The organism is Salmonella sp. 2018103 (assembly GCF_026247685.1).
Classification (GTDB): domain Bacteria; phylum Pseudomonadota; class Gammaproteobacteria; order Enterobacterales; family Enterobacteriaceae; genus Salmonella; species Salmonella enterica.
In genome coordinates, this window is record NZ_CP111029.1 from 4,322,674 (window position 1) to 4,341,950 (window position 19,277).

The window sequence follows — 19,277 nt, forward strand, 5'->3', positions numbered from 1 at the left end:
AGGCGCAAAGCGCCGCTATCCGGCAATAATCGCTTGAGGACATCGGTTTTCGACGTTACTGTTTCCTCTGTTTGCGATCGGCAGGGGATTATCATGTATCACGACGTCAGCCACCTTCTCTCCCGTCTCATCAACGGTCCGCTGCCGCTGCGCCAGATTTATTTTGCCAGCGCCAGCGGCCCAGCGCCGGAACTAGCGTACCAGGTGGATTTTCCGCGGCTGGAGATTGTGCTGGAGGGCGAGCTTACTGACATGAGCATTACCGCCCCGCTCATTCCTTGCGATGTTCTCTACGTTCCGGCTGGCGGCTGGAACATCCCGCAGTGGCAAACGCCCGTCACCACCCTGAGCATTCTGTTTGGCAAACAGCAGTTAGGTTTCAGCGTAGTCCACTGGGATGGTCAGCAGCATCAAAACCTCACGAAACAGCACGTTGCGCGCCGCGGCCCGCGTATAGGCTCGTTCCTGTTACAAACGCTTAATGAGATGCAGATGCAGCCGCAAGAGCAGCAAACGGCCAGATTGATTGTCGCCAGCCTACTAAGCCATTGCCGCGATCTGCTCGGCAGCCAAATCCAGACCGCCTCCCGCAGCCGCGCGCTTTTTGAAGCCATTCGGGAGTATATTGATGAACGCTACGCCGCGCCGTTGACGCGCGAATCGGTAGCACAGGCGTTTTATATCTCGCCAAATTACCTCTCGCACCTGTTCCAGAAAACGGGGGCCATCGGCTTTAACGAATACCTGAACCATACGCGACTGGAACACGCCAAAACGTTGCTGAAGGGTTATGACCTGAAAGTGAAAGAGGTGGCGCACCGCTGCGGCTTTGTCGACAGTAACTATTTCTGCCGCCTGTTTCGCAAAAATACGGAACGCTCGCCGTCGGAGTATCGCCGCCAGTATCACAGCCAGCTAACGGAGAAATAATCCACACGCCAATAAAGAGAATACAGTAGATAAAACGCGCATTTACTGGATTATTGTAATATCAATGCAAAAACCTCACTCCCCCACATGGCATACAACAGCACGTTATACGTTAATCATCACCAACTCGTGAAGTAAATCACACTTTGCCAAGCACATCACATTTGTCCAGTTTTTGGCAGATTTGTCACATAGCGCATCCGGGTCACGCTCCTTTATCCTGTCCATAACGAAAACTCACGAAGAGAAAGACTATGGAACTCTATCTGGATACCGCTAACGTGGCGGAAGTTGAACGTCTGGCGCGCATTTTCCCGATTGCCGGCGTCACCACCAATCCAAGCATTGTGGCAGCCAGCAAAGAACCTATCTGGGATGTGCTGCCCAGGCTGCAAAACGCCATCGGCGAAGAAGGCACTTTATTTGCGCAGACCATGAGCCGCGACGCAAAAGGGATGGTGGAAGAAGCCAAACGGCTGAATAACGCCATCCCCGGCATTGTGGTTAAAATTCCGGTGACCGCCGAAGGTCTTGCAGCGATTAAATTGCTGAAAAAAGAAGGCATCGTGACGCTGGGCACCGCCGTCTACAGCGCATCGCAGGGCCTGCTGGCGGCGCTGGCGGGCGCAAAATATGTCGCTCCCTACGTCAACCGCGTTGATGCGCAGGGCGGCGATGGCATTCGTATGGTTCAGGAGCTGCAAACGCTACTGGAACATCACGCGCCCGACAGCATGGTACTGGCGGCCAGTTTTAAAACGCCGCGGCAGGCGCTGGATTGCTTACTGGCAGGTTGCCAGGCGATTACCCTTCCTTTAGATGTAGCGCAACAAATGCTCAATACGCCTGCGGTAGAGTCAGCAATAGAGAAGTTTGAGCAAGACTGGAAAAACGCTTTTGGTAATCTGAACCTGTAGGGGAGAAATGTATGGATCGCATTATTCAGTCACCAGGTAAGTATATTCAGGGTGCAAACGTCATCGCGCGTCTTGGCGATTATTTAAAACCAATGGCGAACAACTGGCTGGTTGTGGGCGATAAATTCGTGCTGGGATTTGCCGAAGAGACGCTGCGCAAAAGCCTGACGGATGCCGGTTTGTCAGTAGAAATCGCCCCGTTTAGCGGCGAATGTTCGCAAAATGAGATCGACAGGCTGCGCGCCGTCGCCGAAAAAAGTCAGTGTGGCGCCGTACTGGGTATCGGCGGCGGTAAAACGCTGGATACCGCCAAAGCGCTGGCGCACTTTATGAACGTCCCGGTCGCTATCGCGCCGACCATCGCCTCTACCGACGCACCGTGCAGCGCGCTCTCGGTTATTTATACGGATGCCGGTGAGTTTGACCGTTATCTGCTGCTGCCGCATAACCCGAATATGGTCATTGTCGATACGCAGATAGTGGCGGGCGCGCCGGCGCGTCTGCTGGCAGCCGGTATCGGCGATGCGCTGGCGACCTGGTTTGAAGCGCGCGCCTGCTCACGCAGCGGCGCCACCACAATGGCGGGCGGTAAGTGTACACAGGCCGCGCTGGCGCTGGCGGAGTTATGCTATAACACGCTGATCGAAGAAGGCGAAAAAGCCATGTTGGCCGCCGAACAGCACGTCGTCACGCCAGCGCTGGAACGCGTCATCGAAGCCAACACCTACCTGAGCGGGGTCGGTTTTGAAAGCGGCGGTCTGGCCGCAGCACACGCGATTCATAACGGTTTAACGGCGATTCCGGATGCGCACCACTATTATCACGGTGAGAAGGTCGCTTTCGGTACGCTGACGCAACTGGTGCTGGAAAACGCGCCGGTCGAAGAAATCGAAACCGTTGCGGCGCTGTGCCATTCCGTTGGCCTGCCGATTACGCTGGCGCAACTGGATATTAAACAGGATATTCCGGCAAAAATGCGCACCGTCGCGGAAGCCTCCTGCGCAGAAGGTGAAACTATTCATAACATGCCTGGCGGCGCAACGCCGGATGAAGTGTACGCCGCGCTGCTGGTCGCCGACCAGTACGGTCAACGCTTCTTGCAGGAATGGGAATAAGGTCGGCTTGCAATGAAAAATCCCCGCAATTGCGCGGGGATTTTTTTGCCCGGTGGGCATATGAGACGGTAGGCCGGATAAGCGTTAGCGTCATCCGGCATAAGATTTACAACAGATCGAAACGGTCCAGGTTCATCACTTTCACCCATGCCGCGACGAAGTCCTTCACAAACTTCTCGTGCGCATCGCTACACGCGTAAACTTCCGCCAGCGCGCGCAGTACAGAGTTGGAACCAAACACCAGATCGGCGCGGGTTGCCGTGTATTTTACCTCGCCAGTCAGACGATCCCGGCCTTCGAACAGCTCATTAGCGTCGTCGGTGGGCTTCCACTCGTAACGCATATCCAGCAGATTAGCGAAGAAGTCTGTGCTGAGCACGCCCGGTCTGTCGGTAAAGACACCGTTCTGGCTGCCGTCAAAGTTGGTTCCCAGCACACGCATCCCGCCAACCAGTACCGTCATTTCCGGCGCGGTCAACGTTAACTGCTGCGCTTTATCAATCAACAGCGATTCGGTCGTCGACACATCCAGACGCGCACGATAGTTACGGAATCCATCGGCAATCGGTTCAAGCAGCGAGAACATCTCGATGTCGGTCTGATCCTGACGCGCATCCACCCGGCCCGGCGCAAAAGGTACGCTGATGCTGACACCCGCAGCAGCGGCCGCCTGCTCGATACCAACCACGCCCGCCAGCACAATAATATCGGCCAGCGAGGCTTTATTCGTCGTTTTCTGGATCTCTTCTAATACCGGCAGAACGCGAGCCGCAACGGCGTTGACCTCCCAGTCGCGCTGAGGCGCTAATGCCAGACGCGCGCCGTTAGCGCCGCCACGCTTATCGCCGCCGCGGAAAGTAGACGCAGATGCCCAGGCAACCGAAACCATCTCGCTAATAGAAAGCCCGGATGCAGCGATCGCCGCTTTCAGGTTGATAATGTCTTCCTGCGTTGGCTGATAGAGCGGTTGCGGCAACGGATCTTGCCAGATCAGATCTTCTTTCGGCACTTCCGGTCCGATGTAACGCGCTTTTGGTCCCATATCTCTGTGCGTCAGTTTGAACCAGGCACGAGCAAAGGCTTCATTAAAGGCCTGCGGATCGTTAAGGAAACGACGGGAAATCTTCTCGAACTCCGGATCAAAACGCAGCGTCAGGTCGGTGACCAGCATGGTTGGCTTACGTTTTTTCGACGGATCGAACGGGTCCGGGATGATATCCGGCGCGTCTACCGCTTCAAACTGGATAGCGCCAGCCGGACTACGGGTTTGTACCCACTCATATTTGAACAGGTTCTCGAAGAAATAGTTGCTCCACTGGGTCGGCGTCTGCGTCCAGACCACTTCCAGACCGGAGGTGATAGCATCCGCGCCAACGCCGCTACCATAGCTGCTGGCCCAACCTAAGCCCTGCGCTTCAATCGGCGCGGCTTCCGGATCGGCCCCTACATGGGATGCCGCTGCCGCGCCGTGGGTTTTACCGAGGGTATGCCCGCCAGCGATCAACGCCACGGTTTCTTCGTCGTTCATCCCCATATTGCCAAAGGTAGCGCGAATAGCGGCGGCGGCAGAAAGTGGTTCGCCGCTGTGATCCGGCCCTTCCGGGTTAACGTAGATAAGGCCCATCTCGGTCGCGCCCAGCGGCGCTTTTGCCAGCGCTTCAGGGTGTCGGTGAGTCAACCAGGCTTTTTCATCGCCCCAGTTCACATCCAGATCCGGTTCCCAGACATCTTCACGCCCGGCGCCAAAACCGAAGGTACGGAAGCCGGAGTTTTCCAGCGCCACGTTACCCGCCAGAATAAACAGGTCGGCCCAGGAAATTTTCTGGCCATATTTCTGCTTAATCGGCCACAACAAACGACGCGCCTTATCCAGGCTGACGTTATCCGGCCAGGAGTTAAGCGGCGCAAAACGCTGTTGACCACGACCCGCGCCACCACGACCATCAATAGAACGGTAGGTGCCAGCGCCATGCCAGGCCATACGAATAAACAAACCGACATAGCTGCCCCAGTCGGCGGGCCACCACGGTTGTGAATCGGTCAGCAGCGCCTTGAGATCCCCTTTCAGGGCGGAGTAGTCTAACTTGCTAAACTCTTTGCGGTAGTCAAAGTCTTCACCCAGCGGGTTAGAACGGTTGGAATGTTGATTCAAAAGATCCACACGAAGCTGGTTCGGCCACCAGTCGCGGCTGGCTGTCCCTGCGCCTGCGCTTCGGTCATGCCCCCCCTGATGGAAAGGACATTTTCCAGTGGATAACGTGTTATGGGTATCGTCGGTCGTGCTCATATCTCAGCTCCCTTTTGAAGTGTTACCGTTACGATATACACCAGGAGCAAATAGATATAGTTGAATTAATCCACAGATTCGATAGCTAATACCTTTTATATTTTTAGTTACAGAGATGTAGATCAATATGAGGTGTAATAAAGCTCCCGGCAGGGAGCTGGAGGTTATAAACCCGGTCTTACGCCAAGTGTGTGGCAAATGGCATAACTCATTTCCGCACGATTCAACGTGTAGAAGTGGAAATCCTTCACTCCTTCGCGACTTAAAATTTTCACCATGTCCATCGCAATGTTAGCGCCCACCAGCTTGCGGGTTTCTGCGTCATCATCCAGCCCCTCAAACATCAGTGACATCCAGGACGGAATGCGGACATTGGTCATATCGGCAAATTTTTTCGCCTGTTTAAAGTTAGACACTGGTAAAATGCCGGGAATAATTTCTACGTCGATACCGGCAGAAACACAGCGGTCGCGAAAACGCAGGTAGCTTTCCACATCGAAGAAAAATTGGGTTATCGCGCGGTTAGCGCCAGCATCCACTTTACGCTTCAGATTAAGCAGATCGGCCTGCGCGCTTTTCGCTTCCGGATGTACCTCCGGATAGGCCGCTACTGAAATATCGAAATCGGCCACCTCTTTGAGCAAACCAACCAGATCGGCGGCGTACATCTCCGGCTTACCGCTGCCCGGCGGCAAATCGCCGCGCAAAGCGACAATGTGGCGGATACCGTTATTCCAGTAGTCGCGGGCGATGGTGCGCAGTTCATCGCGCGTGGCGTCAATACAGGTAAGGTGCGGCGCGGCCTCAAGCCCAGTACGCTCTTTAATGCCTTTAATAACGCTATGGGTGCGGTCACGCTCCCCGGAGTTGGCGCCATACGTTACCGAAACAAACTTCGGTTTCAGACTGCTCAGGCGATCGATGGAGTTCCACAGGGTTTGCTCCATTTCACTGGTGCGCGGCGGGAAAAATTCAAACGAAACGTTAATCTGACCCTGTACTTCCGCCAGGCTCTGATTCAGGGCTTCCCGCTGGTTGGCGTGAAAAAAGCTCATACCTTACCTCATCAATCGCATGTTATTATTTGTTGTGTTGTAAACATCTATCCGTTTAGACGTCCAGATGTAAAAATGACGGAAAAGCAGAAGGACGTCAACTGAAAAATCACGCCAAAGAATGAGGAATATTCAGCAAAGTTGAATTTTCTTCATGTCACGCCGCGACACTGAACGCGCCGCGGCAGGGGAAATTACTTCTTCACATCCGCAACGCGCATCCCTTTGAGCTGCTCATCCGTGATGGTGTTGCCCGCCTTGAAGTAATCGACTATCGCATTCGACACATAGTAGCCGCCGGAGGTATTCCGCGCCTGGCCTTCCGTGAACGCCGCAAAACCATCGCCGCCGTCGGCAAGGAAGCTGTTGGTGGCAATGTGATAAACTGTAGCATCGTCAATCGACTTGCCATTGAGCGTCAGCACGGTAACCCGCTGGCCGAGAGGTTTGCTGCTGTCATACTTCATCTCCAGCCCTTTAGACACCTGCAATACGCCGTTGCTTAATCCGGCGCCATGCTCCATCAGGCTGCGCAATTGTTTACCGGTTAAATCCATCGTGACCAGTTCATTAGGGAACGGGAAGGTACTGATTACCGCCCCCATCGTCACCGCGCCAGCCGGGATTTCGTTGCGGATACCGCCAGAGTTAGTAAGCGCTAACTGGGTGTCTTTCCCCGCCGTAAAAAGCAGCGCATCCGCCGCCAGGTTCCCCAGCGACGACGATTCGCCATACGCGCGGGTCAGCTCAACCGGCGACTGCGCCACCGTCTGCTGCACGACTTTATCGAGCTTTTTGTTCCAGCCGTCGATCACCTGTTTCGTTTGCGGATCGGGCTTCCACGCATCAGCAAAAATGGTCTTCAGCTCGAAGTTCTTCACCGTAAAGTGGTGTGGTTTCTCTTTGTAATCCAGCACCAGTTTACCCACATCAATACCGCCGCTGTCCGTTGAGAGGATCAGCGTATTACCGACTTTAATCGGTTCCGGCGTACCGACATGCGCGTGGCCGGTAATCAAAATATCCAGCCCTTTTACCTGACTTGCGGTCTGAATATCTTTATCCAGCGCGCGTCGCACATCGGTATTCCCCATGCTGGACTGGCGGGCCGGGGTGCCTTCGTGAATCAGCGCGACGGTCAGATCGACTTTACCTTTAAGTTCATCAATGTAACGTTGCAGCCACTTAATTTCATCGCGTGCCTCAATGCCCACGCGCGTCGCGGCGGATACCGTATCATTAAAAGCAAAGACACCGTGTAAGCCGATTACGCCAATCTTGACGCCATCTTTTTCAACAATGGTGTACGGCTTATCCCAGAAGGATTTACTACTGTCCTCATAAAAAATATTGCCCTGCACGATAGGGAATTTTGCCCGGCTCAGTTGCAACAATGTATTGTCCCAGCCATGATCGAACTCATGATTACCGATAGTGGCAGCGTCATACTGCATGGTATTCAATATATCGATAATCGCTTTACCCTTCGTCAGGCTGCTGATATACGGTCCGGTAAAGTAATCTCCGGCATCAAAAAACCACGTCGCCTTATTTTTGGCTTTTTCCTGCTTCACAAGCGTAGTGATATTGGCCCAGCCGCCAATATCGCGTTTACCGTCAGCAATCCACGGCACTTTATAAGGCTCCACATGGGCGTGTAGATCGTTGGTGTAAATAATGGTGACATCTTTAGCGCAGGCCCAGAACGGCAGCGTGAACAAAATACCGGCAGCAAGCAGTTTTACTTTCATAAATAAGTCCCTTTCAGTCATATAAAGATTCGCTACGTTACGTTCTGAAAGGTTTTTTTATGTGAGAGTCCTCACACCCGCGTACCGTTTTATGAAGGCAGAATCAACGACCTGCCAAAATCGTTGGTAAAATGTATGCCGCCTCTGTTCACCATTAATGCCTGCAAAAGCGCTGGTTGTCGCAATCTTGGGCTGCCTGACTCGCCGGATTATGTGTGGCCGGACTATCGCCTGGGTTATCCGGCATTGCATTGTCGAGCCTGCGGCAGTTATCCACCGCTCTTCAACGAGGGGGAATTTCGCCGCTGGGCGTCTGCTTATATCGCGCAATATGCCAAAGAGCATGGTCACTTTTGCCCCGACTGCTATCAAAAAACATGGATTCGTTATGGACGTAATCCCGGCGGAACGCAGCGACTTCAGTGCCAGTACTGTAAGAAGGTCTGGACGCCAAAACAGCACGCGCTGAATGTCGCCGAAACACCGGAACAGATTTGCAGTATTCCGCTGCTCGTACCGTTTCAGGGAGCGAATGCCTTCCAGCAATTGTACTTTTTATTTAGTTTTGACGCTGTTCGCGGCAATGTTCTTCACCTTTCCAGCAATTTCACGTTACTTTCTGCCGGAAAGAGTTTGCATTACCACTGGAAAGGAATTGCGCCGCCCGAGGGTGAGGATGGCGATATTATCCACCGTATCGCCATTAAAGAACGGCAATTTTTACAGCGCAGCCAGTTCGATGAGATTCAGTATGGCCCGGCGGCGCTTAAACGTAACGCGCAAGGAACAATACTTCGCCCGGTCATTACGGCGCATGGTCATTTTCGGGTGCTGAAAAACCGCTTTCCTGATGTCGCGACACACATCATTGCCCATGAGTGTTTTTTGCGCGGCGCGGTCATTACGGCATGGGCGGAGCGGTTTCGCCAGCGTCTCTCCTCGCTGTGGTTCGTTGAGGAAGAGATAAACGATGACGATTGCCGCGCAGAGTGGCAACTGTTAGGCAAAACATGGCAGGGATGGTGGCAAAATCAGTGGCAACTCTGGGGGCAAGGTCACAACCGCAAAATGGTCTGTTCGTTAACTGGTTCCCACTTAGAACAAGGTGTCGCCGTTAATCTGGCGGCCAGTCGCCGCTTTGTTACCTGGCTATGGCAACAACCTGAATTCCAGCAAAGCGCCCACTATTCCGCCAAACGCGTCACGCAAATTCTGTATTTGCTGACGGAAAAATATAACTCACAATGGAATCACATTTAACCCAATGATGTAATGCCACGCATAAAAAATCACAGATTATCATTCAGAAGGCGCTATAGATTTAATCACCTCACATCCTGCTTTTATACGCTGAAAAAGAATAGAACTATTTGATAAAATGGCCCTTCGTTTTAAGTTAAAATCGGCTATAAACGTTATTCACATAATCAATATTTATTATCAATTTAAATAGTTCTATACATTCTTATTTTCTATGGAAAACAAGGGATAAATATGGAAATTACTTTACCGTCAATGTCAGATAAAAAATGGACCTGCGCCGATCTCCTGAGTAGCTATCGATTCTGGGGGATCACTTTTTTCTTTTTGGTGCTCTCTTTTATCAGTTCGCTGGGATCGTCGTATGGTGTTTATTTTTGGAGTAAATCACTGTCTATTCCAGCCGATCGTATTGGTGTTATTCTCGTTTGCGGCCAACTGGGATACCTCCTGGGTATGGTTGCCAGCTGGTTTGTCTGCCGTATAAAAAATTGTTACCCCTTCTACTTTGTTGCGCTCCTGTTAATCATTAGCGTGGTCTGTTCCTTCTGCGTAAATGGCCCGTCTGACGTAGTCAGGCTTATCATAGCGCAGTTTTTAATTAGTCTGGGTGTGGGGATCGTAACGCTGTTAGTCCCCATGCTGCTTTTCAGCGCTATCGGCAGTACACAGACATTTGTTATTTTATTTAGCCTCTGCTTACTGTTCAAATTTATCATCGCTAGCTGTCTGTCTATATTTATATACTCAATTCCTTATATAGGAATAATCGCGATTACTTTAGCGGTTATCGCATTTTTGCTACTATTACCGCTCAAAAAAGAACTTTTCTATATTGCTCCACCCAAAAGGTTCTCATCAACCCAGCGACCTGAGTGCGCAGAACCCGTTGTCGTCGCATTATTGGCCTTTTTCATTCCATTTTATATTATTTATTGGTTCTTCAGAATTCACCGGGAAATGCAATTTGTGGCGCCTTCGCCCCGACTCATGACCGCATGTGGCGCGGGATGGCTGTCAGCCATTATGCCGTTTGGCACAGCCATATTGTGTCTGACGCTTAGCGACGAAATCCGCGCTCTGCTGGCGAATAAAAACGAAGATGGCGGAATACGAACCGGCTGGACACTATTCTGGGCGTTACTGCTGCCACCCGTCGGCGCGGCGATTATCCAGGCAAAAATGAACCGTTTTATTACCGCTAATACCGCGGATACTGCTGACAGAGGATAAACATGGAAGGTTTTGAGTTATTTCCAAAAATTAAAGGCGCGATCAAATGGATGGCCGAGCACAGTGACTCGGTAATTCATTTTGGCTGGAATGTTGTTGCCGCCATCATTCTACTTTTCATCGGTAAGTTAATAGCTCGCTTACTATCGAGGGGGCTGGAAAAATTACTTCTCAGGCGGCAAGTGGATGCCACTATTGTCCACTTTTTCTCCGCGCTGGTTCGCTACATCACGATAGCTTTCACGGCAGTAGCCGCTCTTGGCCGTATCGGTATAGAAACCTCCTCAATTATTGCCGTTATCGGCGCGGCGGGTTTAGCCATTGGCCTGGCGTTGCAAGGGTCACTTTCCAACTTTGCCGCAGGCGTACTGCTTGTCTCCCTGCGCCCTTTCCGCGCCGGGGAAATTGTACAAATTGGCCTGGTTATCGGCACAGTAGAAAAGGTCCATATTTTCTCCACCACTCTGCTCACTGCGGATAGCAAAGAAGTTGTCATCCCGAATGGTAAAATTATTGCTGATAATATCATCAACTATTCACGACACCCCTATCGACGTATTGATCTGATTATTGGCGTGGATTACCAAAGCCGTATTGCTGACGTAAAAAACGTGATACATCGTATTATTGAGCAAGATCATCGCATTGATAAAACCCGCGATATTACGGTCCGCCTGGGCGAACTTGCGCCCTCTAGCCTGAATTTCTATGTTCGCGTATGAGTGCCCAACGCTCAGTACTGGAGTACTTACTACGATCTTCTGGAAAATATCAAGGAAGCAATGGATGAAAACGGCATCAATATTCCTTACCCCCGGATGGATGTCCGGGTTGAGAATGTAAAAAGCATCACGCCATAATGTTTCGTCAGCAATCGGATGGCGCTTCGTATATCAGTATCTACAGAATGACTGCATAACGTATTGAAACGTATTGATGAGGGAGCGAAGCGCAACCCGGCGCTTCGCTCACGAACTTGCCTTTATTACAATAGCTGCGCCAGGCGGTTGATGTCAGACTGAATCGCCCCGGCGGTCACATCGCGACCCGCGCCCGGCCCACGGATCACCAGCGGGTTATCGCGATACCAGCGGCTTTCAATAGCAAAGACATTATCGCACGGCAGCAGCGCCGCCAGCGGATGCTCCGGACGCACCGCTTCAACGCCGACGCGCGCTTTGCCATTGGCGTCGAAACGCGCCACGTAACGCAACACCAGCCCCAGTTCGCGGGCTGCCTCCAGACGCTGCACCATCTGTTCATTCAGCGCGTCGCCGTTTTCGAAAAAGTGATCGATAGACCCTTCTTCACAGTGCGCCGGCACCAACGATTCTACACGCACCTGATCCGGCTCGATGTCGTATCCCGCCTCGCGCGCCAGAATCACCAGCTTACGCATGACATCTTTTCCGGAAAGATCGACGCGCGGATCGGGTTCCGTCAACCCCTGCTGCCAGGCCTGATCCACCAGATCGGTGAACGGCACCGTACCGTCAAATTGCAGGAACAGCCAGGATAGCGTCCCGGAGAAGATCCCGCTGATCGAGAGAATCGTATCGCCGCTGTCAATCAGATCCCGCACCGTGTGGTTGATCGGCAATCCCGCGCCCACGGTGGCGTTATACAGCCAGTAACGCCCGGTTTTTTCAAACGCGTCATGAATCTGGCGATACTTATCGCTGGCGCTTGCGCCCGCCAGTTTATTGGCGCTAATCACATGAAAACCGTGGCTGGCGAAATCCAGATACTGATCGGCCAGTTGCTCGCTTGCTGTCACATCCAGCACCACTAAATCATCATACGGATGCGCACGCATCCACAGGAATAGCGACTCTTCGTCCTGCTCAACGGCTTCATCATCAAAGAATGCCAGCGCGCGGCTGGCGTCCAGCCCTTCATAATTCAGCAGGCTACGGCGGCTATCCACCACGCCCGCCAGCACAAATTCAAAACCAGTACGCGCGGAAAGCGTGCTTTGTTCACGGGCAAACAGTTCCAGCCAACGGGAGCCGATGTTCCCCTTACCGAACAGCATCAGGCCAATGCGTTTTTCGGCGCGGAAAACCGACTGATGCAGCCCCTGAATCAGGCTCTCAGTCGGGCCGGTACGCAGGACCGCCACCAGACTGATGCCCTCCTCCGACTGCCAGGTAAATTCCACTGGCTGACCTTTCAACTGCTGCCAGAAGCGATGGCAGTGTAGCGGATTGCGAGTGACGCCCGCACCGACCATCGCCACCAGCGCCAGCCCCTGCCGCAGGCGCAATTCGCCCGGCAGCCCGACATCGTCGAGGAGTTTCAGTACGCTATCCGCTACCTCGGCGGTATAGCAGAACTGCAATAGCTGGCGATCGCGATGCACGCCCACCGCCAACGGACGCGCCTGCGCCCGTTTTAAAATTTGGTCGAGCTCTTTATGCGCCAGCCTGAAATCCTGGCTGGCGGGCACCTGAAACTCAATCAGACAGATATCATCGTGACTGGTCACGATACGCGCGCCCGTCCCGGAAGCCAGCACCCGTTCAATTCGGGTTGAACCTTGATCCGGCGTGTAGCTACAGCGCAACTGCAAATCGATATCGCTGCCGGACACTGGCTGTAGCGTGCGGGCGTGCAGAACAGGCGCCGCCAGACGCGCCAGCTCGCTGGCTTCGTCCAAACGCAGCAACGGCAGCAGGCAGGCATCTTTCACTTTGCGCGGGTCGGCACTATAAACGCCCGCGACATCGCTCCAGATGGTCACGCGGGAAACGCCCGCCAGCGCGCCGATTTGCGTGGCGGAATAGTCGGAACCGTTCCGGCCTAACAGGACCGTTTCGCCGTCATGATTGCGGCTGATAAAGCCGGTCACGACCAGACGTTTGCCAGGATGCTGCGCCAGTAGCTGTTGCAATAAAGGATAAGATAGCCCTTCATCAACCTGCGGCTGTGCGGCGCGTTCGGCGCGTAAAAATGCGCGCGCGTCCAGCCAGGCGGCATCCAGCCCCTGCTGATTCAGGACGGCGGACATCAATCTCGCCGACCAAATTTCGCCGTGTCCGACAATCTCGGCATAGACGGCATCCGTTACACCGCCGTCGAGCAAGGCGGCAAGACGTTCCAGATCGCTAATAAAAGCGCTGGTTAAATCATCTGCCGCGTAGGCGGGAAGCAGACCGCTAATCAGATCGCACTGGTAGCGGCGTAACGTCTGTAATACCTGATGCGCAGAAAGGCGATCGGTCTGGCTTAACTTGAGCCAGCTAATCAACTGGTTGGTGGTACTGCCTGCGGCGGACACTACCATCATATCGTCAGGCTGCGAATACTCCGCCATAATGCCTGCGACACGCAGGTAACACTTCACATCCGCCAGACTACTGCCGCCAAATTTATGCAGTTGACGACCTTTCGCCCCTGCCTGCGCAATCACACTCATGTTTACCCCTTGTTTGCAGCCCGGAAGCCATTTTCCAGGTCGGCAATTAAATCTTCGCCATCTTCAATACCGGTGGAGATACGCAGTAGCGTTTCGGAGATCCCGGCGGCGGCACGCGCCTGCGGCGACATACCGGCATGCGTCATGGTGGCGGCGTGAGAGATCAAACTTTCCACTCCCCCTAAAGATTCCGCCAGCGTAAACAGCGACAGCCCGCCCAGAAAACGACGCAGCGTCTCCTCATCCCCATCCAGTTCAAAACTCAACATTGCGCCAAAGCCTTTTTGCTGACGCGCGGCAATCTCATGCCCCTGATTTTCCGGCAGCGACGGATGATACAGTTTTTTCACCAACGGCTGGGTTTGCAGGTAATCCACAATCGCCTGCGCGTTGCGCTGCGCCAGCTCCATACGCGGCACCAGAGTTCGCAAACCACGCAGCAGCAGATAACTATCAAACGCCCCGCCCGTCACGCCAATATTATTCGCCCACCACGCCAGTTCAGTGACCGTTTCCGGATCTTTAGCAATCACCACGCCGGCCACGACATCCGAATGACCGTTGAGATATTTCGTGCATGAATGCAACACCAGATCGGCACCCAACGCCAGCGGATTTTGCAGCGCCGGGCTTAAAAACGTGTTATCAACGACGCTCACTGCGCCCGCCTCGCGCGCCAGCCGACAGATTTTCGCAATATCCACCACGCGTAACAATGGATTACTTGGACTTTCTACCAGTACCAGCTTCGGTTTTTCTTCCAGCGCCGCCTGTAAGGCGCGTTCATCGCCCTGATCGACAAATCGCACACGATAACAGCCGCGTGTCGCCAGACTGTCAAACAGACGATAACTGCCGCCGTAGCAATCATGCGGCGCGACCAGCAGATCGCCCGGCTTGAGGAAAACGGTGGTGACCAGATGAATCGCCGACATGCCGGTATTCGTCAATACCGCGCCCGCGCCGCCTTCCAGTTCCGCTAATGCGCGCTGAACAACATCACGCGTGGGATTACCGCGGCGGGAATAATCATGCGCGCGCGGCTCATTGAAACCGGTAAAGTTATAGGTACTGGAGAGATGGATTGGCGGCACAACGCAGCCGTATTGCTCGTCGTCGTTTAATCCGCTACGCACTGCGATAGTGGCCTGTTTACGCGTCATATGAAGATATTCCTGGCTGAGTCGGTGAAAGTCAGGCCACAGATTAACCACTACCACAATAGACGTCAATACATCTGGACATCTAAACTTCTTTGCGTATAGATTGAGCAAACCGCAAATAGCCGTTAAAATTATATGCATTAGCGCACATCTGCGACCGCTAACTTCGTGTCAGGGCCGCGCCACTACGGTAAACTACGCGCGATTATGGTCCGGGCTCAGGTTCAGACCTCAATATTAATGACGAAGAGGATTAAGTATCTCATGGCTGAATGGAGCGGCGAATATATCAGCCCATACGCTGAGCACGGTAAGAAGAGTGAGCAAGTCAAAAAAATTACGGTTTCCATTCCTCTGAAGGTGTTAAAAATCCTCACCGATGAACGTACGCGTCGTCAGGTGAACAACCTGCGCCACGCCACCAACAGCGAGCTGTTGTGTGAAGCATTTCTGCACGCCTTTACCGGGCAACCCTTGCCGGATGATGCCGATCTGCGAAAAGAGCGCAGCGATGAAATCCCGGAAGCGGCAAAAGAGATCATGCGTGAGATGGGGATTGACCCGGAAACGTGGGAATACTGATAGCAAAGCATGCGGTCAGAACGCCTCTGGCCGCGCTTTTTTAACGATTCCCGCCGTACACGGCTATCTCCGACATTTTTCTAAATGTTCATCTTCCCGAATAGCCCTCGGTGGATAAATTTGTCAGACATGATAAGTTTCTCTTCGTTATTTTCCTGAAAAAAATTCCCGGCATGCCATAACCGATATAATTTTATTATATTTAAACTTCCAATCTTTATTTAAAGTTTCACGTAGCAAAGCGCACATGAATAATAATACACCACCATATATTTACTGAACAAATAGTATAACGATGAGTATTGTTAAAAAGACCATGGACACCTCATATTTGTGACCAACATCATTATTCCCCTCCGCGGATTGTTTTACTTTTTTAAATGTTTTTTCATCTCCGATAAATAAGAAGGTTAATATACATTCATTTTATCGATAATATCGAATGGGGAAATAAATATGTTATTTACAAGGAAAGTCTTATCTGTATTATGCTGCCTGTGTTTGAGCGGCAGCGTTTTGGCCTCAGGCGTTTTAGACCCAAACAGGCCAATGGTCGCATCAGCAGATGTCATTCCAGTACATGAAGGGCCATTAGGTATGGTCGATGTCGCTCCCTACGGCGGCGTTTTCCCATTAACAGCAATCATTAATAAAGCCAATCATAATGTACAGGACGTGAAGGTTACCGTTTTAGGGAAAGGGGAAAAAGGCATCCCGATCAGTTATGATGTCGGCCCGCAGGCTATAAATACCCATGACGGCATACCTGTATTTGGCTTGTATCCAGATTATGTCAATAAAGTTAAAGTTGACTGGACTGAAGAAGGTAAAAAACAAACTTATACGTGGTCCATTTACGCCGCACCGGTATCATTACCCTCTACTACCGGGCAAACTGCCGTTCTTCCTACGGTAGAACCGGTTAAAGTCGATAGCTCGCTTAAAAATCGCTTATATCTTTTTAACCATATAACAGGGATGCCAAGAGCCGGCCACATTATGCATGTCGCAGGCGGCGCGGCAAACTGGGATTATACCGGTATCAACTGGATTAGCGATACGAATGGCGATGTTCGCGGCTATATGAATATTGATAAATTCCGTAACCAGGATGATATAACGCGCTTTGGTTCCATGATGAGCTTCCATCAGGTTAACGATGGCAATCTTATTTTTGGCCAGGGTCAACGTTACTTTAAATATGATTTCTTAGGCCGCGTTATTTCCGATAAACGACTGCCAAAAGGATTTATTGATTTTTCGCACGCCATTACCGAAACGCCGAAAGGCACCTACCTGCTGCGTGTCGCAAAAGAAAATTATCCATTAAATGGTAAATACACCATCAATACTGTGCGTGATCATATTCTTGAAGTTAACCAGAACGGCGATACCGTCGATTACTGGGATCTGCCAAAAATCCTCGACCCCTATCGTGACGACGTTATTCTGGCGATGGATCAGGGAGCGGTATGTTTGAGCGTCGATGCCGAACATTCCGGTCAGGTAATGACCAAAGAGCAGCTTGCAAAACAACCCTTCGGCGATATCGCGGGTTCCGGCCCGGGCCGCAACTGGGCGCATGTCAACTCCGTCAGCTACGATCCTCGCGACGACAGCATTATCATTAGCTCGCGCCACCAGTCTGCCATCATCAAAATTGGTCGCGATAAAAAAGTGAAATGGATACTTTCCGATCCATCCGGCTGGAAAGGCGAACTGGCGAAAAAAGTGCTGAAACCCGTAGACAGCAACGGTAAACCGCTGACCTGCGAAGCGCACCACTGCGACGGTGGATTTGACTGGACATGGACACAACATACCGGTTGGTTAGTGCCATCCAAAAGCACCGGAGGTAAAACCGTCGTGACCGCCTTTGATAACGGCGATGCGCGCGGCATGGAACAACCGGCCATGCCGTCAATGAAATATTCCCGCGGCGTGGAATATCAGATTGACGAAAAAAATATGACGGTTTCCCAAATGTGGGAATATGGTAAAGAGCGCGGTTTTGACTGGTACAGCGCCATTACTTCCGTCACGGAATATCGCCCGGAAACCAAAACGATGTTCATGTACTCGGCTACAGCGGGAATGAGCGGTACAAAACCGATCGTTTCCGTTCTGGATGAAGTCAAAGACGGTACTCAGGATGTGATGCTGGAGCTAAAAGTACACAGTAACCGTGCCGGTATGCTGGGTTATCGGGCGCTGATTATCGATCCAGAGCAGATGTTTAAAAAATAAAGCGAGATAGTAAAAGTAAAACAGGCGGAAGCTAACTTCCGCCTGAATGGTTAAAACGTATTGTAGTTATGACATTCGCCTTATTGCCCTCGAAGAGGAATGCAAAAATATCAATGAATTACCAATCCGGCACCGACCCGATAAACGCAGCGTCATTAGACAAACGCCACAACATACCGCGCCTTTGCTGGTGATATGTCATGAAAAATCTCTTTATCGCCTGGTTAAGTTTACTGCTATATGGCTGCACAACCTTTCCACAAGCCGTAAAACCTACGACAGGCGGACATCCCTCCCCGACGGAAATCTATATCGTCAGTCATGGCTGGCACACGGGAATTATTGCGCCGGCCCATGATGTTAATACCGTTCTGCCACAGCTTAAAAAACGGTTCGCTCAGGAGACGCAGTGGTATGAAATCGGCTGGGGCGATAAGGGCTTTTATCAGTCACAAGAAATAACCACCGCGCTTACGCTCCAGGCCATGTTCTGGTCATCCGGCGCGGTTATGCACATCGTCGCCTTTTCCGGTAAACCAGAACGCTATTTCGCCGGTAGCGAGATAAAATCACTGCTCCTGCACACAAACCAGCGTAACAGTCTGATGCGTTATCTGGGCCGCAGCTTTGCGCGTGACGCAGAGGGTAATCTGATTCCGTTAAAACAAGGAATTTACGGCGATAGCCAGTTTTACGCCGCGAATGGCCGCTACGGCATACTCAATACCTGCAATAAATGGACAGCGAAGGGGCTGGAAAGCGCGGGACTGACTATAAATCCTTCGTTAAAACTCACGGCAGGAAGCGTAATGAAAGCGATTACGGATCACAGAATGTGTCTGAACAAATACTGTTATCCCTAGAAAACAAAAAAAGCGCCCTGCGGCGCTTTTTTTCTGGCGGTAACTTATTTGCTGCCAGGGATGCTGAAGCGCTTGTTGAAGCGCTCAACACGACCACCGGTATCAACAACACGCTGCTTACCAGTGAAGAACGGGTGGCATTTGCCGCACACGTCCAGGTTCAGGTCGTGACCCACGGTAGAGTGGGTTTTGATAACATTACCGCAAGAACAGGTTGCAGTAATTTCTACGTAATTCGGGTGAATACCTTTTTTCATGGGGAACCTCAGTGTAAGGCCGCGTCGCTCTTCCAGCCCTAACGCCAGACACCACGCGAAGTTAATAGTAAAGGGTTTGATGCTCACAACACGCACCAAAGGCGGCGAATCATACAGAATTTGACCACCGTATGCAAACTGATCCGCGCTCCCTTATCGTAATGTGTATACTACCCGACGAAATTTCAAGTCAGGAAGA

At 52.0% G+C, this 19,277-nt stretch carries 14 protein-coding genes and 1 pseudogene; 9 read left to right on the plus strand and 6 right to left on the minus strand.

What is annotated here, in order from left to right:
* Positions 1 to 93: 93 nt before the first annotated feature.
* The 3 genes from OLG56_RS20785 (at position 94) to gldA (ending at position 2,962) form a co-directional block, all read left to right on the plus strand.
* Positions 94 to 930, plus strand: coding sequence for a helix-turn-helix transcriptional regulator (locus OLG56_RS20785; protein ID WP_000274595.1), 837 nt, complete (start codon positions 94 to 96; stop codon positions 928 to 930).
* A 254-nt stretch (positions 931 to 1,184) separates the two neighbouring features.
* Entirely contained in the window at positions 1,185 to 1,847 is a 663-nt protein-coding gene (fsa, locus tag OLG56_RS20790; RefSeq protein ID WP_000424861.1) for a fructose-6-phosphate aldolase, read from the plus strand.
* An 11-nt stretch (positions 1,848 to 1,858) separates the two neighbouring features.
* Positions 1,859 to 2,962, plus strand: coding sequence for a bifunctional L-1,2-propanediol dehydrogenase/glycerol dehydrogenase (gene gldA / locus OLG56_RS20795; protein WP_000374038.1), 1,104 nt, complete (start codon positions 1,859 to 1,861; stop codon positions 2,960 to 2,962).
* Positions 2,963 to 3,068: 106 nt separating this feature from the next.
* Here the strand turns inward: gldA and katG are convergent, their stop codons facing one another.
* The 3 genes from katG to OLG56_RS20810 form a co-directional block, all read right to left on the minus strand.
* On the minus strand, positions 3,069 to 5,249 hold the full coding sequence (gene katG / locus OLG56_RS20800; protein ID WP_000108114.1) for a catalase/peroxidase HPI: 2,181 nt from the start codon (positions 5,247 to 5,249) through the stop codon (positions 3,069 to 3,071).
* A gap of 164 nt (positions 5,250 to 5,413) precedes the next feature.
* The gene (gene metF, locus OLG56_RS20805; RefSeq protein WP_000007507.1) at positions 5,414 to 6,304 is read right to left on the minus strand and encodes a methylenetetrahydrofolate reductase; all 891 of its coding nucleotides are present in this window, start codon (positions 6,302 to 6,304) and stop codon (positions 5,414 to 5,416) included.
* 194 nt (positions 6,305 to 6,498) lie between these two features.
* Positions 6,499 to 8,055: a bifunctional metallophosphatase/5'-nucleotidase gene (locus OLG56_RS20810; protein WP_207011594.1), complete on the minus strand. Its 1,557-nt coding sequence runs from the start codon at positions 8,053 to 8,055 to the stop codon at positions 6,499 to 6,501.
* Between the two features lie 135 nt (positions 8,056 to 8,190).
* On the opposite strand from OLG56_RS20810, the gene OLG56_RS20815 reads away from it, so the two are divergent.
* From OLG56_RS20815 to mscS, 3 genes and pseudogenes are all read left to right on the plus strand, one after another.
* Positions 8,191 to 9,315, plus strand: coding sequence for a hypothetical protein (locus OLG56_RS20815; RefSeq protein ID WP_001583921.1), 1,125 nt, complete (start codon positions 8,191 to 8,193; stop codon positions 9,313 to 9,315).
* Between the two features lie 234 nt (positions 9,316 to 9,549).
* Positions 9,550 to 10,548, plus strand: coding sequence for an MFS transporter (locus OLG56_RS20820; protein ID WP_061377445.1), 999 nt, complete (start codon positions 9,550 to 9,552; stop codon positions 10,546 to 10,548).
* A 2-nt stretch (positions 10,549 to 10,550) separates the two neighbouring features.
* Positions 10,551 to 11,408, plus strand: a pseudogene (mscS, locus tag OLG56_RS20825) (small-conductance mechanosensitive channel MscS).
* A gap of 125 nt (positions 11,409 to 11,533) precedes the next feature.
* On the opposite strand, the gene metL reads toward mscS, so the two are convergent.
* Both metL and metB read right to left on the minus strand, forming a co-directional pair.
* Positions 11,534 to 13,966, minus strand: coding sequence for a bifunctional aspartate kinase/homoserine dehydrogenase II (gene metL / locus OLG56_RS20830; RefSeq protein WP_061377447.1), 2,433 nt, complete (start codon positions 13,964 to 13,966; stop codon positions 11,534 to 11,536).
* Between the two features lie 2 nt (positions 13,967 to 13,968).
* Positions 13,969 to 15,129 (minus strand): cystathionine gamma-synthase, encoded by a 1,161-nt coding sequence (gene metB, locus OLG56_RS20835; RefSeq protein WP_001609395.1) that lies wholly within the window; start codon positions 15,127 to 15,129, stop codon positions 13,969 to 13,971.
* 264 nt (positions 15,130 to 15,393) lie between these two features.
* Between metB and metJ the strand changes: the two genes are divergently transcribed.
* The 3 genes from metJ (at position 15,394) to OLG56_RS20850 (ending at position 18,821) form a co-directional block, all read left to right on the plus strand.
* A complete protein-coding gene (gene metJ / locus OLG56_RS20840) occupies positions 15,394 to 15,711 on the plus strand; it encodes a met regulon transcriptional regulator MetJ (RefSeq protein WP_000852811.1) in 318 nt (105 codons plus the stop codon).
* A 456-nt stretch (positions 15,712 to 16,167) separates the two neighbouring features.
* Complete coding sequence (locus tag OLG56_RS20845) at positions 16,168 to 17,958, plus strand: aryl-sulfate sulfotransferase (RefSeq protein WP_061377448.1); 1,791 nt, start codon at positions 16,168 to 16,170, stop codon at positions 17,956 to 17,958.
* 200 nt (positions 17,959 to 18,158) lie between these two features.
* The gene (locus tag OLG56_RS20850) at positions 18,159 to 18,821 is read left to right on the plus strand and encodes a TIGR02117 family protein (RefSeq protein ID WP_000792791.1); all 663 of its coding nucleotides are present in this window, start codon (positions 18,159 to 18,161) and stop codon (positions 18,819 to 18,821) included.
* Between the two features lie 44 nt (positions 18,822 to 18,865).
* On the opposite strand, the gene rpmE is transcribed toward OLG56_RS20850, so the two are convergent.
* Entirely contained in the window at positions 18,866 to 19,078 is a 213-nt protein-coding gene (rpmE, locus tag OLG56_RS20855) for a 50S ribosomal protein L31 (RefSeq protein ID WP_000715284.1), read from the minus strand.
* Positions 19,079 to 19,277: the final 199 nt, after the last annotated feature.

Bases quoted from the DNA above. Each gene is read 5' to 3' on its own strand.
- OLG56_RS20810 (WP_207011594.1), bottom strand. From the start codon at position 8,055: ATGAAAGTAAAACTGCTTGCTGCCGGTATTTTGTTCACGCTGCCGTTC.
- gldA (WP_000374038.1), top strand. From the start codon at position 1,859: ATGGATCGCATTATTCAGTCACCAGGTAAGTATATTCAGGGTGCAAAC.
- OLG56_RS20785 (WP_000274595.1), top strand. From the start codon at position 94: ATGTATCACGACGTCAGCCACCTTCTCTCCCGTCTCATCAACGGTCCG.
- katG (WP_000108114.1), bottom strand. From the start codon at position 5,249: ATGAGCACGACCGACGATACCCATAACACGTTATCCACTGGAAAATGT.
- OLG56_RS20815 (WP_001583921.1), top strand. From the start codon at position 8,191: ATGCCGCCTCTGTTCACCATTAATGCCTGCAAAAGCGCTGGTTGTCGC.
- metF (WP_000007507.1), bottom strand. From the start codon at position 6,304: ATGAGCTTTTTTCACGCCAACCAGCGGGAAGCCCTGAATCAGAGCCTG.
- OLG56_RS20820 (WP_061377445.1), top strand. From the start codon at position 9,550: ATGGAAATTACTTTACCGTCAATGTCAGATAAAAAATGGACCTGCGCC.
- metL (WP_061377447.1), bottom strand. From the start codon at position 13,966: ATGAGTGTGATTGCGCAGGCAGGGGCGAAAGGTCGTCAACTGCATAAA.
- OLG56_RS20845 (WP_061377448.1), top strand. From the start codon at position 16,168: ATGTTATTTACAAGGAAAGTCTTATCTGTATTATGCTGCCTGTGTTTG.
- metB (WP_001609395.1), bottom strand. From the start codon at position 15,129: ATGACGCGTAAACAGGCCACTATCGCAGTGCGTAGCGGATTAAACGAC.
- metJ (WP_000852811.1), top strand. From the start codon at position 15,394: ATGGCTGAATGGAGCGGCGAATATATCAGCCCATACGCTGAGCACGGT.
- OLG56_RS20850 (WP_000792791.1), top strand. From the start codon at position 18,159: ATGAAAAATCTCTTTATCGCCTGGTTAAGTTTACTGCTATATGGCTGC.
- fsa (WP_000424861.1), top strand. From the start codon at position 1,185: ATGGAACTCTATCTGGATACCGCTAACGTGGCGGAAGTTGAACGTCTG.
- rpmE (WP_000715284.1), bottom strand. From the start codon at position 19,078: ATGAAAAAAGGTATTCACCCGAATTACGTAGAAATTACTGCAACCTGT.